This window comes from Bradyrhizobium sp. T-12, assembly GCF_058314695.1.
The window spans coordinates 4618294-4632122 of record NZ_CM177756.1; the positions used below are offsets into that span (position 1 = coordinate 4618294).

The following is a 13829-nucleotide window of genomic DNA, read 5'->3' on the forward strand; positions in this document are numbered from 1 at the left end:
CCCCGTCGGGCCTCACGTTGGTATGGTTCCTGCAGGCAACCTCAGCCTCCATCCTCTGAAGAAACGTGCCAATGCCAAGCTCAAGACCCGACCGTATTCGCAAACTCCTCGCCGATCTCGTCGGCTTCGACACCGTCAGTGACCGCACCAACTTGCCGCTGATCGCCCATATCGAGAACTACCTCGCCGCGTTCGGCGTCAAGAGCGAGCGCTTCGTCGACACGACCGGGCAAAAGGCCTCGCTGTGGGTCACGATCGGCCCCGACGACCGCCCCGGCTTCGTGCTGTCGGGCCATACCGACGTCGTGCCCGTCGTAGGCCAGGACTGGAGCCACGATCCGTTCAGGCTGATCGAACGCGACGGCAAGCTCTATGGCCGCGGCACCACCGACATGAAAGGGTTTGTCGCGGTATGCCTTGCCATGGTGCCTGAGATGGTGGAGGCGAAGCTTGCAACGCCGATTCACCTCGCGATCTCCTATGACGAGGAGATCGGCTGTGTCGGCGTACGGCCGATGCTCGGCGAGGTCGCCAAGAAGAAGGTTCGGCCGCTCGGCGCCTTCATCGGCGAGCCGACCGAGATGAAGGTGATCATCGGCCACAAGGGCAAGCACGGCGTGCGCGCGACCTTTCGCGGGCTCGCCCGCCATTCGTCGATCGCGCCCGACGGCGTCAACGCGATCGAATATGCGGCCGAGCTGATCGTCGAGATCCGCCGCCGCGCCGTAGCGCTCGCGGCCGCGCGCGCAACGAACAGTCTCTACGACGTACCGCACTCGACGCTGCTCACCAGCATCGTGCATGGCGGCGCGGCGCTGAACATCGTGCCCGACACCTGCACGGTGGATTTCGAATGCCGCGGCATCGGCATCACCGAGTCACGCGAGGTCACCGATGCGATCGTCGCCTGGGCGAAAGCCGAGCTCGAGCCGGCGATGAAGGAGAGAAGCCCGGAGTGCGGCATCGACTTCGAGGAGATCCTCGATTATCCCGCGCTCGACACGGCGGCCGATGCCGCCATCGTCACGCTCGCCAAGAGCCTCGCCGGCCGCAACGACCACGCCAAGGTCGCCTTCGGCACCGAGGCGAGCCTGTTCGCCAGCATGGCCGACATCCCGTCGGTGGTGATCGGCCCCGGCGCGATCTCCCAGGCGCATACGCCAGACGAGTTCGTGGAGATGGCCGAATTGGAGAAGTGCGCGGGATTCGTGGAGAGGCTGATCGCGCATTGCGCGAAGGGGTAGTCGCAGTTCAGCAGCTGGCTGGGTCCCGGCTCTGCGCAGCAACGCTACGCGTTGCAGCGCGTCCGGGACACGAGAGGCGTGCGCCGAGAAAGAGCGCGGCCGCAGGCCGCGCCTTCAACTACACCGCGCCCGCCTTCTGCGCGTACTCCCACGATGCCTTCGACAGCGGCACGGTGCGCTTGGCGGATTCCAGCGCCTTGGCGTTGGCGGCGGTGCCGTCGCGGACGCGGCCGGCGATGCCTTGCGTGATGCCGGCGAGACGGAACAGATTGTAGGAGAAGTACCAGTTGAGATCCGGCACTGTCATCTTGGTGACATTGCAATAGATCTGCGCCGCCTCTTCCAGGCTCGGGATGTTGAGCGCCTTGAGATCGGCGCCCTCGAGGCCCGGCATGATCCACTGCATCAAGAGATAGGTGAAGTCGGCCATGGGATCGCCGAGCGTCGACAGCTCCCAGTCGAGGACGGCCTGCACGCGCGGTTCCGTTGCGTGGAAAATCATGTTGTCGAGGCGATAGTCGCCGTGCACGATCGAGACGCGCGCCTGTTCCGGTACGGTCTTCGGCAGCCATTCGGCGACCTTCTCGAACTCGGGAATGTGCTGGGTCTCGGATGCGCGATACTGCTTGGTCCAGCGGTCGATCTGGCGCGCGAAATAATTGCCGGGCTTGCCGAACTCGCCGAGGCCGATCGTAACAGGGTCGTACATGTGGAGCTTCGCCAGCGTCTCGATCTTGCTGGTGAAGATCTTGCGGCGCGACTCGGCATCCTGGCTCGGCAGCGTCGGGTCCCAGAACACCCGCCCCTCCTCCATCGACATGATGTAGAAGGCAGCGCCAATGACGCCATCGTCCTGGCAGAGCGCATAGGCGCGCGCGACCGGAAAGCCCTGTTTTCCAAGGGCCGCAATGACGCGGTATTCGCGGTCGACCGCGTGCGCCGACGGCAGCAATTTGCCGAACGGCTTTCTGCGCATCACGTAGGAACGGTTCGGCGTGTTCAGCCGATAGGTCGGATTGGACTGGCCGCCCTTGAATTGCAGCACGACCAGCGGCCCCTCAAAACCTTCGACGTGCTCGCGCATCCAGGCTTCGAGGCGCAGCTCGTCGAAACGATGCCGCTCCTCGACCGGCTTGGTGCCCGAAAACTCTTCGTCTTTCCTGACGCCGTCGGCCATGACGCTCCCTCTTCAGTCCTGACCTTTTTCAGGTCGAGCATGATCCTAATCGGTAACCGCTGACGCACTTGCGTCAAGCGGTCATTGCGAATGGGACCATGCCCTGTCGTTTCTTCAAGTCGGGAGCGCCGCCTGGCGCTCCCTCTTAATCAATGACTGGGAGAGTTGGCATACTTCCGAACCTCAAGCCTGGCAATGGCGCGATTGTGCACCTCGTCCGGACCGTCGGCGAGACGGAGCGTGCGGATGTGGGCGTAGTCCTTGGCAAGACCCGCCTCGTCCGACACCCCGGCGCCGCCGAAGGCCTGGATCGCCTCGTCGATGATCTTGAGCGCCATGTTGGGGGCTGCGACCTTGATCATCGCGATCTCGGCCTGCGCGGTCTTGTTGCCGACCTTGTCCATCATGTCGGCGGCCTTGAGGCACAGAAGACGCGTCATCTCAATGTTGGTGCGGGCTTCGCCGATGCGCTGCTCCCATACCGAGTGCTCGACGATCTTCTTGCCGAAGGCGGTGCGCGAGGTGAGCCGCTTCACCATCTTCTCCAGCGCCTCCTCGGCCTTGCCGATGGTGCGCATGCAGTGATGGATACGGCCCGGGCCGAGGCGGCCCTGCGCGATCTCGAAGCCGCGGCCTTCGCCGAGCAGGATGTTCTCCTTCGGGACCCGGACGTTGTCGAGCAGCACCTGGGCGTGGCCGTGCGGGGCGTCGTCGAAGCCGAACACGGGGAGCATCTTCTCGACCTTGATGCCTGGCGTGTCGAGCGGAACCAGGATCTGCGACTGCTGCTGGTGCTTGGCCGCCTTGAAATCGGTCTTGCCCATCAGGATCGCGATCTTGCAACGGGGGTCGCCGACGCCGGACGACCACCATTTGCGGCCGTTGATGACGTAATGGTCACCGTCCTTCTCGATACGCGTCTCGATGTTGGTGGCGTCGGACGAGGCGACCGCCGGTTCCGTCATCAGGAAGGCCGAGCGGATCTCGCCGTCCATCAGCGGGCGCAGCCATTTGCGCTTCTGCTCCTTGGTGCCGTAGCGGATGAACACTTCCATGTTGCCGGTGTCGGGCGCGGAACAGTTGAACACTTCCGAGGCCCAGGTGATGCGGCCCATCTCTTCCGACAGCAGCGCGTATTCCAGATTGGTCAGTCCCGCGCCGCGGAATTCGTCGTCCTCATGCTCGCTCGGCGGCATGAACATGTTCCAGAGGCCTTCGGCCTTCGCCTTCTTCTTGAGGTCCTCCAGGATCGGAATCACCTTCCAGCGCTCGCCGGCGTGATCCTGCTGGTCGTAGATCGGCACCGCCGGGCGCACGTGCTTGGCCATGAAGGACCGCACGCGGTCGAGCCATTCCTTCTGCTTGGGGGACAGATCGAAATCCATGGGACGCTCCTCGTCTCTCTTTTGCAAACCTGTTTTGTGCCGGACTGTCCTCCCGCATTGCGCAGCCCGCAAGCGAGACTTCGCGCGCCTTGCGAGGCTTTCCGAGCCGGCCGCGAATTGCGAACGAGTCTCGAATGCGGATTGACATCTCCGACCTTCAAACGATAGTTTCATACAACTGTTTGAATTGCAACTCCCTCGCCCACGACGTCATTCCAGGGCCGCCCGCAGGGCTCAACCCGGAATCTCGAAATGTGGCGCGAGATTCCGGCTCGGCGCTTCGCGTCGTCCCCGGAATGACGGGAAAAGAGCCATGGCCAGCGATCATACGAGGTCTGCCATTCTGACCGCCGCCGAACGGCTCTATGCCGATCGCGGCTTCAGCGACGTGACGCTACGCGACATCGTCGCCGAGGCGGGCGTGAACCTCGCCGCAGTCAACTATCATTTCGGCTCGAAGGACGAGCTGATCGCGGAATTATTCGTCACGCGCTCGATCGCCACCAACCGGGAGCGCCTGCGCGAATTGAAGGCGGCGGAAGAGCAAGGCGGCGGCCGCGCGCCGATCGAGGTGATCCTGCGCGCCCTCGTCGGGCCGACGCTGCGCGGCTGCCTCGGGCCTGAGAACCAGCGCTCGACCGCGGCGCGCTTCATGATCCGCGCCTCGATCGAATCCGTGCCGCCGATCCGCCGCATCAAGAACCGCGAGATCGACCATTTGCGGAAATTCGCAGGCGCCATGCGCCGCGCCCTGCCCGACCGCAGCGACGTCGACATCTACTGGGGCCTCAACTTCGCGCTCGCGATGGCGCACCACACCATCCGCGAGAGCGAGCGGCTGACAAAACTGTCGGAAGGAAAATGCGACCTCGACGACGTCGAGGATGTCGTCGCGCGCGTGGTCAGCGTGGCAACAACGGCGCTGACGGCGGGCAAGGCGGAGACGAAGCCGGCGGCGAAGGTCGCGGCGCGCTGACCTTACATCATCGCGATGCAGTCGATCTCGACGTCGAACGGGCCGAACCATTCCGGCGTGCAGACGAAGATCCGCGCCGGCGGATCATCAGGGAAATAGCGGGCATAGACCGCGTTGAACGCGGCGAAGTGTCTGGTCGAGGTGCAGTAGACGTTGCACTTCATGACGTTGTCGAGCGAGGCACCGGCCGCCGCGAGGCACAGCTTCATCTGCTCCATGATGATCTCGCTCTGCCGCTCGATGGCCATCCCGCCGATCTCGCCTGTCTCGGGGTCGAACGGCGGCAGGCCGGCGACGAAGATCATGTTTCCGGCGCGCGTCACCGGCGAGGTCGGCGCTTTCACGCGATCGAGAAAGGTCGAGATCGGCTCGACACGGAGCGCTTCGCGTTTCATGGCCGGCCACCTTCGATTCGAGCGAGAGTGACGGCTGACTACACTATTCGTCAGCCGACATGCTTCGCTTCCGATCGAAGTGTGGTGGAGCGGCGGTGTCAGGCCCGCTGCGGCATCTCCTCGGCCTCTTCCTTGGCGAGCAGCAGCAGCATCTCGATACCCATCTCGCCTTCCTGCGGCGAGCGGATGAACTTGATCTCGTCGGCACTCTGCCGCAGCGCGGCGACGATGGCGACGGCCTGATTGGCGGTGGCCGCCTCGGTCGCTAGAATGGACTTCTGGTTCTTCGCCTGGAACCCGATCGTGTAGGACATTCTATTCCCTCCCCGAACTCAAGTGGAGAGATCGAATCAGAGTCGCGCGCAAAGCGGAAGCCTGTGCGACTACGGACCGGACTTATCTGGGGATGGCCCGCAAGCCTCAGGCAAGGCCGAGCGTCGCTCCCCTTTTCGCGTTACGGGAGAAGGGGAGAAAAGCGCTAGATGATCCCCTGCTTTTTCAATTCCTCGATCTTCCCGGCATCATAGCCGAGCTTGCCGCCCAGCACTTCCTGCGTGTGCTCGCCGAGCAGCGGCGGGGCGCGGTATTCGGTGATGGGGGTGCCCGAGAGGGTCAGCGCGTTGCGGATCAGGGAGAGCTCGGGCTCGAACTTGTGCTGCGTCTTGACCCGCATGCCGCGCGACTGCACGTGCGGATCGGAAAACACCTGCTCGAAATTGTTGATGGGACCCGAGGGCACGCCGGCCTCCTCCAGCTTCTCCAGCCAGTAGGCCACCGGCTGCTTCAGGAACAGGCCGGCGAAGATCGCCATGATCTCCTTGCCGTGCACGACACGGTCGTTGTTCTTGACGAAGCGCGGATCGTTCGCGAGCTCCGGCTCGCCGAGCACGGCGCAGGTCTTTCGGAACTGGCCGTCATTGCCGACCACCAGCATCAATTCGCCGTCGGTGCAGCGGAACACGCCGGCCGGCATGCCGCCATTGCCCCAGGTGCCGCGGCGCGGCGGGGTCTTGCCGTTGACGAGGTAGATCTGCAGCCAGTGTGACAGCGACGCGATCACGGTGTCGAACAGGCAGACGTCGATGTGCTGGCCCTGCCCGTCATTGGCGTCACGGTGATAGAGCGCGGAGAGAATGCCGATCGAGGTGTTCATGCCGGTCATGTAGTCGACGATGGAGGGGCCGACCTTCATCGGGCCCTCGCCCGGCTCGCCGTCCATGTGGCCGGTGACGCTCATCAGCCCGCCCATCGCCTGCAGGATGGCGTCATAGCCGGCGCGCGGCGCGTAAGGTCCGGTCTGGCCGAAGCCGGTCACCGAGCAATAGATGATGCCGGGGTTGATCGCCTTGATGGTCTCGTAGTCGAGGCCGTAGCGCTTGAGATCGCCGACCTTGTAATTCTCCATGAAGACGTCGACGTCTTTGGCGAGCTCGCGGATGATCGCCTGCCCTTCGGGCTTGGCGATGTTGACGGTCACCGACTTCTTGTTGCGGTTGGCGCAGAGGTAGAAGGAATTGTTGTTGTTGGCCTTTCCTTCCGGGTCGGTCAGGTAGGGCGGCCCGAAAGCGCGCGCGTCGTCGCCGGTGCCCGGCCGCTCGATCTTGATCACCTCCGCACCGAGATCGCCCAGCATCTGGGCCGACAGGGGCCCGGCAAGGACGCGCGTGAGGTCAAGGATCTTGATGCCTGAGAGCGGCAGGGCCGACATGTAAGCTTCCTCCGGGGAACTGGATCTTGGTGCGGCGGCTCGAAGCGGCCGTATCCCTTGCGGATACACCATTTTGGCGCGCTGAGCCCTGCACTGGCGGCATACGGCTATCTCATGCCGGGTACGGGAGCATTCCATCAGCACTTTCCGCGCCACGATATTGGCTCAGGTTATGGCCGCAACCACCCGCGGCCGGCGCCGTGCGAGCAGCACCAGGATCAGCACCGTCGCGCAGGAGAATACCAGCGTGAGACCGAGCGCGCCGCGGCTGCCGAATTCGGTCAGCAGGCCGACGAGGAGCGGCGGCGAGATCGCGGACGCCAGATTGAGCGGCAGCGCGATCATCGACATCGCCTTGGCGAACTCGGCCTGGTCGTAGAACACGAGGGGAATGGTGGCCCGCGCCACGGCCATCGCGCCGCTGCCGGCGCCGTAGAGCAGGATGAAGGCCGCGACCGCCCAGGTCGCGCCCTCGCTCAGCATCAAGAGCAGCATGGCCATTGGCAGCGCCGCGCCGGCCACGAGCCCGGTCGTGATCCCGTCCCACCGCCCGCCACCGAGAAGATCCAGCCCGCGGGCGCTGACCTGGATCACGCCCAGCATCGAGCCGAACAGAAGTGCCTGCGCCGGCGCCAGCCCTTCCGTCCGCAACAATTCGATCATGATGGCACTGATGCCGAAATTGACGAAGGCGTTCAGCGTGATCGCGGCGACGACGAGGCCGAAGGTGCTCCTGGGAATCGCGGACGGCAGCGACGACTTGACCGGCTCGCCGGCACCATCCCCCACGACCTTCCGGCGCGGTGCGAGTGCGTAGAGCGGCAGGCTGACGACGAGCATCATCGCGGCATAGACGAGGCACGTCCCGCGCCAGCCGAGGTGACCGCTCAGGAACGAGGTCGTCGGCCAGAAGATGCTGCTGGACAGGCCCGTCACCAGCATCAGGGCGCCGATCGCATTCTTGGCCTGCCGCCCAGCGATCTCGTTCAGCATGATATAGGCGCCGGTCGACAGCGTGGCGCTGCCGGCAACGCCGAGCACGATCCAGGCGGCGAAATAGAGCATCGGCTCGCGCGCGAGGGACAGCAGCACGAAGCCCGGTGCGGTGACGACCGTGCCGACCATCATGACGATCCGCGCGCCATGCCGTGCGAACGATTTGGCGAGCCAGGGCGCGCACAGGCCCATCGCGACATAGAGAACGGATGTCCCGGCGAAAACCGCCGGCAGGCTCATGCCGAGATCGGCGGCGAGATCGCGCCCGACGATGGCAGGAAGCCCGATCGTGCCCCATCCGATCAGCTGCGTGATGGCGAGCACCAGCAGGACGCCGATCAGCCTGCTGTCAGATTTCAAGAAACGCATTCCAAACGTTCGCCTGCCCGGCAGGCGCGATCGCGCCCGTGACACCTCTCTTAGCCCGAGAGTCAGGACGCGGGAACGCCGGCCGCCGAATGGCAGAAGGCAGCCGGGAGCATGTCAGGCGGAGGAGCGCCGTCCCTTACGCCGCGATGCCGAGCAAGGATCGCGCCTCGGCCGCGGTTGCGACGCGCCGGCCGTGGCGCGTGACGGCCTCACAAGCGATGGTCACGAGCTCGGCGTTGCTGGCGGCGAGGCGCGTCTTGTCGACCCTGATATTGTCCTCGAGCCCGGTCCGAACCGCGTCGGCGCCCAGTGCCAGCGCCCAGCCCATGACCTCGGCCTGATGACGTCCGATCCCGGCCGCGGTCCATGTCGCTTTCGGAATCAGCCGCTTCAGCTCCTGGAGGAGAATGTCGAGGACATGCTCATCCGCCGGCATCGCGTTCTTGACGCCCATGACGAACTGCACATGCGGACGCGGATCGATCAGCCCCGCCTCGATCAGGCGGCGCGCACCATGCAGATGCGACAGGTCGAAGATCTCGATCTCCGGCAAGACGCCATTCGCCTTCATGCCGGTCGCGAGAGTCTCGACCAGAGCGGCGCTGTTCTCGTAGACGATCGTCGGAAAGTTCACCGAGCCGGTGGATAGCGATGCCATGTCCGGCTTGAGGTAAAGCGAGGATCCACGTGCCGAAGGATCGCGGCCGCGCCCGCCAGTCGAAAACTGGACGATCATGCCAGGACAATGCTTCCTGATCCCCTCCTGCACCAGGGCAAAACGCTCGGGATCCGAGGACGGCGTCTCGTCGTCGTTGCGAACATGGATGTGGGCAAGCGTGGCCCCGGCCTCGAAGGCTTGGTGCGTCGATTCGACCTGCTCGGACGGCAGGATGGGCACCGCCGGATTGTCCTTCTTGCGCGGAACGGAGCCGGTGATGGCAACAGCAACGACGACGGGGTTCATCCCTGGACCTCATGATGATCGCGCTCGCGCGCACAAAGTCGAATAGATCGTTAAGTAGCGCATGAAGCCCTGCCGCTGCAAACATCATGGCTCGCAGCGGCTGCCTCGTCACTTCGCCATCAGGTCGGAATTGCGGCCGCACCGCTCGCCGCTTCCGCGCGCTGCCGCTCATAGTCCGCCCGCGGCATCGGAACGGCCTTGGGATTGCCGAGATCGTCGATGCTGATCCGATAGGTTTCCCGCGCCGAGACCGCCGCCAGCGCGGCGATCACCGTGATGCCGAAGGCGATCGCGCCCACCGTCAAGGGGATATTGGCCGAGCCGGGAGGCGCCACGGTGGCGAACAGGGCCGGAAGCAACGCGGTGATGGTGGTCCCGATGTTCTGCGAGATCGCCATCGCCGACACCCGCGTGCGCGTCGGAAACAGCTCCGGATAGAAGCTCGGGAAGATCGCGTTGTAGCCCTGATAGACGACGCCCCACATCAGCAGCGAGAGCGTGATCGCAAGCGGCACGTTCCTGATGCTGATGGCGTAGAGATAGCCGATGGCAAGCAGGCCCGAGAGCAACGCGCCCACGATGATCGGAGGCTTGCGACCGACCTTGTCGGAGAGATGGCCGACGAAGGGAATGACGAACACGGCCAACATGTTTCCGAGCACCGGGATCCAGAGATAGACGTCCTTGGCGAAGCCGATGCCATAGGCCGGCTGCACCGCGTAGGCTGCGCCGAAGATGGTCGCCACCACCGGAATGACGTTCATCAGTGCCATGCAGATGACCCTCAGCATGTCCCGCCAGCTCAGCTTGATGGCCTGGACGATGGGCGCGCGCGGCGTTTCGCCCCGCTCGCCCTCGCGGGCAAAGGCAGGGGTCTCATCGACTTCGCGGCGAATGACATAGCCAGCGACGATGACGAAGAAGCTGAGCAGGAAGGGAATCCGCCAACCCCAGCTGTTGAAGGCATCGGTGGGCATATAGGCGGCCAGCGGCAGGAAGACGGCTGCTGCGAGAATCTGTCCTGCCTGCACCCCCTGAAGCGCGAAGCTTGCATAGAAGCCGCGCCGGCCAAACGGCGCGTGCTCCAGGATCATCGAGCTCGCGCCGGAGATTTCACCGGCGACGGCAAATCCCTGCACCAGGCGCAGGATGACGAGGAGGATCGGCGCCAGCATGCCGACTTGCTGATAGGTGGGCAGAAGACCAACGGCCATGGTCGAGATACCCATCAGGAACATGCAGACGATGAGCACCGTCTTGCGGCCATGTGTGTCGCCCCAATGACCTAACACGAAGGCACCGATCGGCCGGGCCACGTAACCGACGCCATAAGTCGCCAGCGACGCGACGATCGCGACGGTGGGATTGTCCGACGGGAAGAAGATTTGCGGGAAGATCAGCGACGCCGCGGTCGCGTAGATGAAGAAGTCATAATATTCGAGGGCTGATCCGATCCAGCCGCTGGCAGCAGCCTTCCTGGACTGACTCATATCGTGGGTCGCGCGAGCTGTTGTCATCTCGAAGATTTCCTCCCGGGTTTGCTGATGTCCCGTTGGCGGGCTTCACTGGAAATTGGGCAGCATTCTCCCGGCGCTCCGCGGGACTTTCGCGAGCGCTTGTCACTGCCGATGGATGTCTGATTGGTTGCGACAATAGGCTATCGCCCGGGTAACACAATTACCCTGTTATGCGATAAACCTAACATGATGTTATCTAGGTCGGAGCGCTGCCCCGCGCCGCGGTCGCGCTCGCCGAATGGCAGCCCGGCATGTCGCCGCGAGATCATTCCGGCGGATTGAACGTCCGCACGAAATACACAGGCTCGCTATCCTTCTTCAGGCGATAGAGCTGCGCCGGGCGGTTGGCGCCGCGCCTCATCCTGGCCACCGGCTCGATCATGTCGGCTGACAGGATGCGGGTCCGGAAGGCGCTCTTCTCGAGCGGGCGATCGAGCACGATCTCGTAGACCCGCTGCAGATCCGGAAGGGTGAATTCCGCCGGCATCAGATAGGCCGGAAGCGAGGTGTATTCCACCTTGTTGCGCAGGCGCTGGATTGCGGTTACCAGGATCTCGCCGTGATCGAAGGCAAGCTTGTCCTTGAGCCTGCCCCCGCGAATTGGAAACCAGCGCGCATCCGGCGCAAGCACGCCTGCCGCCTCCGGGATCAGCGCGAAATAGGCGTGCGTCGCCGACCAGCCGCGCGGATCGCGCGTCGCGCTCCCCCAGCTTCCGAGCTGCTCGAGATAGGGGCTGGTGACCCCGGCCTTCTCCCTCAGCTTCCGGGCCGCGCAGGCCGCGAGGTCGCTGTCCTTGGCGACATCGACGAAGCCGCCCGGCAAGGCCCAGGCCGACGGAAACGGCTCGCCCTCGTCCGCCGGTCGCTGCACCAGCAACACCTGAAGACTGTCATCCAGGATCGCGAAGATCACGACGTCCACCGTCGTCAGGGGACGCGGAAAGTCCAATTGCCGCGCCTTTCCAAGGTCCTTGCCAACGCCTTTGCCAAAATCCTTGCCAAGACCCTTGCCGAGCGCCTCGCCTGCCATCGCCAAACTCCGCTGCCAGGACTTGACACTAGCATAGTTAGTTGTACAGTCCAACTTACTTAGTTGCTCAGACACACTTATAACGCTCACCGGAGACAGGCCATGTTCGGCGTCAGATACATCAAGGCTCAGCCTACCACCTATCTGATGAAGTACCGCGGCGGTGCTATCGTCGCCGAGGGCCCCGGTCTTTCCACGCTGTATTACGCGCCGGCGACCATGCTGGTCGCCGTGCCGATCGGCAGCCGCGACGCCTCCTTCATCTTCGAGCAGACCGCGCGCGACTTCCAGACGCTGACCGTCCAGGGTCAGGTGACTTATCGCATCAGCGACCCGACGAAGGCGGCCTCGATGCTCGACTTCACCCTGAAGGCGGACGGCAAGACCTATGAGAGCGACGATCCGGAAAAGCTGCCGGAACGCATCCTCGGCACAGTCGAGGTCCTCGCCCAGCAAGCGGTGAAGGAACTGACGCTGAGGGACGCGTTGCAGGCGTCCGACCGCATCGCCGACATCATCGCGGGCGGATTGAGGCAGCGCGCCGATATCGCCTCCCTCGGGCTCGAAATCCTCGGCGTGTCGGTTCGCGGCATCAAGCCGACACCGGACACCGCGAAGGCACTCGAGGCGCAGGCCCGCGAAGCGATCCTCAAGACCGCGGATGAGGCCATCTTCGCCCGGCGCAACTTCGCCGTCGAGCAGGAGCGCGCCATCCGCGAGAGCGAACTCGACACCGAGATCGCGGTCGAGCAGAAGAAGCGGTCGATCCGCGAGACCCAGATGGACGCCGAGGCGAGCGTGGCCGCCAAGCGCAACGAGCTGCGCGAGGCCGGCATGGCGGCGGATATCGTGCTGGAAGGCAAGCGCAAGGATTTCGTCGGCCTCAACGCCGAGAACACCAGGACGCTGGCCGACGCCGAAGCCTATCGCGTCGGTGCCTTGATGAAGATCTTCGAGGGTGTCGACACCCGCGTGATCCAGGCGCTCGCCGCCGCCGGCATGCAACCGGGTCAGCTGATCGCGCAGGCCTTCTCCGGCATCGCCGAGAAGGCCGAGAAGATCGGCCAGCTCAACGTCTCTCCGGACCTGCTCAGCCAGTTGATGGAGAAGCCGCAGCCGATGGAGGCCGCCAATGCCCGCCGCCAATGACCGCAAGGTCGTGCTGGTGACGCGCAAGACCAGGCTGGAGGACCTGATCGCGCGCCACCTGACGGCGGCGCAGGCGCGCTTCTATGTTGAGCATCTCGGCGCCGACTTCTCCGACTATGAGCGGGAGCACGAAGTCTATCGGGCGCAGCATCGCACCACGCTGCAGGTGCTGGAGCAATGGGGGCGCTATCAGATCATCGATCGCAGCTTCCTGCCGAATTTCATCTTCGGGCCCGACGACATCGTGGCCGCGCTCGGCCAGGACGGCCTCGTCGCCAACACGATGAAATATCTCAACGACCATCCGCTGATCGGGCTCAACCCCGACCCCGCGCGCCACGACGGCATTCTGCTTCCTTTCGCGCCGCGCGACCTCGCGAAGCTCCTGCCGGAGGTGGCCGCCGACAAGCGCGGCAGCCAGGCCGTGACGATGGCGGAAGCACGGCTCGGTGACGGCCAGGTGCTCTACGCCGTCAACGACCTCTTCATCGGCGCCCGTACGCATGTCTCGGCGATCTACGAGCTCACGGCCGGCGGTGCCATGGAGCGGCAGTCTTCCAGCGGCCTGATTGTTTCCACCGGGCTCGGATCGACCGCCTGGTTCAAGAGCATCGTCACCGGCTCGCTTGCCATTGCCGGCAGCTTTGGCCAGCCTCCCCTGCTCAGCGGCTACGAGGCGCTGCCCTGGGACGCGGCCGAGCTGCGCTTCGCGGTACGCGAGCCCTTCCCCAGCCGCCATTCCAAGACCAATCTCGTCTGCGGCCGGCTCGCTCCCGCAGAGCAATTGCGCATCCGTTCCTTGATGCCGGAAAACGGCGTGATCTTCAGTGACGGCGTCGAACCCGACCGCCTCGATTTCAATGCCGGCGCCGAGGTTGCAATCGGAATTGCCGGGCGGCGCGGCCGATTGATCGTGTGA

Annotated in this window: 13 protein-coding genes; 4 read left to right on the forward strand and 9 right to left on the reverse strand. The window is 64.4% G+C overall.

Annotated features, from left to right (window positions below):
- Window positions 1-71: 71 nt before the first annotated feature.
- Window positions 72-1244 (forward strand): acetylornithine deacetylase, encoded by a 1173-nt coding sequence (gene argE, locus AC0WRY_RS21965; RefSeq protein WP_491120874.1) that lies wholly within the window; start codon window positions 72-74, stop codon window positions 1242-1244.
- Between the two features lie 118 nt (window positions 1245-1362).
- On the opposite strand, the gene AC0WRY_RS21970 is transcribed toward argE, so the two are convergent.
- Both AC0WRY_RS21970 and AC0WRY_RS21975 read right to left on the reverse strand, forming a co-directional pair.
- A complete protein-coding gene (locus AC0WRY_RS21970) occupies window positions 1363-2421 on the reverse strand; it encodes a phosphotransferase family protein (RefSeq protein WP_194402827.1) in 1059 nt (352 codons plus the stop codon).
- Between the two features lie 149 nt (window positions 2422-2570).
- Complete coding sequence (locus AC0WRY_RS21975; RefSeq protein WP_194402828.1) at window positions 2571-3806, reverse strand: acyl-CoA dehydrogenase family protein; 1236 nt, start codon at window positions 3804-3806, stop codon at window positions 2571-2573.
- A 313-nt stretch (window positions 3807-4119) separates the two neighbouring features.
- Here AC0WRY_RS21975 and AC0WRY_RS21980 point away from each other — a divergent pair, with 313 nt between their 5' ends.
- Entirely contained in the window at window positions 4120-4782 is a 663-nt protein-coding gene (locus AC0WRY_RS21980) for a TetR/AcrR family transcriptional regulator (RefSeq protein ID WP_194402829.1), read from the forward strand.
- A gap of 2 nt (window positions 4783-4784) precedes the next feature.
- Here the strand turns inward: AC0WRY_RS21980 and AC0WRY_RS21985 are convergent, their stop codons facing one another.
- The 7 genes from AC0WRY_RS21985 to AC0WRY_RS22015 form a co-directional block, all read right to left on the reverse strand.
- A complete protein-coding gene (locus AC0WRY_RS21985) occupies window positions 4785-5177 on the reverse strand; it encodes a RidA family protein (RefSeq protein WP_194402830.1) in 393 nt (130 codons plus the stop codon).
- A gap of 98 nt (window positions 5178-5275) precedes the next feature.
- A complete protein-coding gene (locus AC0WRY_RS21990; protein ID WP_194402831.1) occupies window positions 5276-5491 on the reverse strand; it encodes a hypothetical protein in 216 nt (71 codons plus the stop codon).
- A gap of 164 nt (window positions 5492-5655) precedes the next feature.
- Window positions 5656-6885, reverse strand: coding sequence for a CaiB/BaiF CoA transferase family protein (locus AC0WRY_RS21995; protein ID WP_194402832.1), 1230 nt, complete (start codon window positions 6883-6885; stop codon window positions 5656-5658).
- A 165-nt stretch (window positions 6886-7050) separates the two neighbouring features.
- Window positions 7051-8250 (reverse strand): MFS transporter, encoded by a 1200-nt coding sequence (locus AC0WRY_RS22000; protein ID WP_194402833.1) that lies wholly within the window; start codon window positions 8248-8250, stop codon window positions 7051-7053.
- Window positions 8251-8386: 136 nt separating this feature from the next.
- A complete protein-coding gene (locus AC0WRY_RS22005; RefSeq protein ID WP_194402834.1) occupies window positions 8387-9214 on the reverse strand; it encodes a 3-oxoadipate:acetyl-CoA acetyltransferase in 828 nt (275 codons plus the stop codon).
- Window positions 9215-9333: 119 nt separating this feature from the next.
- Window positions 9334-10731, reverse strand: a complete 1398-nt coding sequence (locus AC0WRY_RS22010) for an MFS transporter (protein WP_194402835.1) — start codon at window positions 10729-10731, stop codon at window positions 9334-9336.
- A gap of 265 nt (window positions 10732-10996) precedes the next feature.
- Complete coding sequence (locus tag AC0WRY_RS22015) at window positions 10997-11761, reverse strand: NUDIX hydrolase (protein ID WP_194402836.1); 765 nt, start codon at window positions 11759-11761, stop codon at window positions 10997-10999.
- 102 nt (window positions 11762-11863) lie between these two features.
- Here AC0WRY_RS22015 and AC0WRY_RS22020 point away from each other — a divergent pair, with 102 nt between their 5' ends.
- Both AC0WRY_RS22020 and AC0WRY_RS22025 read left to right on the forward strand, forming a co-directional pair.
- The gene (locus AC0WRY_RS22020; RefSeq protein ID WP_491120881.1) at window positions 11864-12910 is read left to right on the forward strand and encodes an SPFH domain-containing protein; all 1047 of its coding nucleotides are present in this window, start codon (window positions 11864-11866) and stop codon (window positions 12908-12910) included.
- Window positions 12894-13829: a diacylglycerol kinase catalytic domain-containing protein gene (locus AC0WRY_RS22025; protein WP_194402838.1), complete on the forward strand. Its 936-nt coding sequence runs from the start codon at window positions 12894-12896 to the stop codon at window positions 13827-13829. Before AC0WRY_RS22020 ends, AC0WRY_RS22025 begins: the two co-directional genes overlap by 17 nt.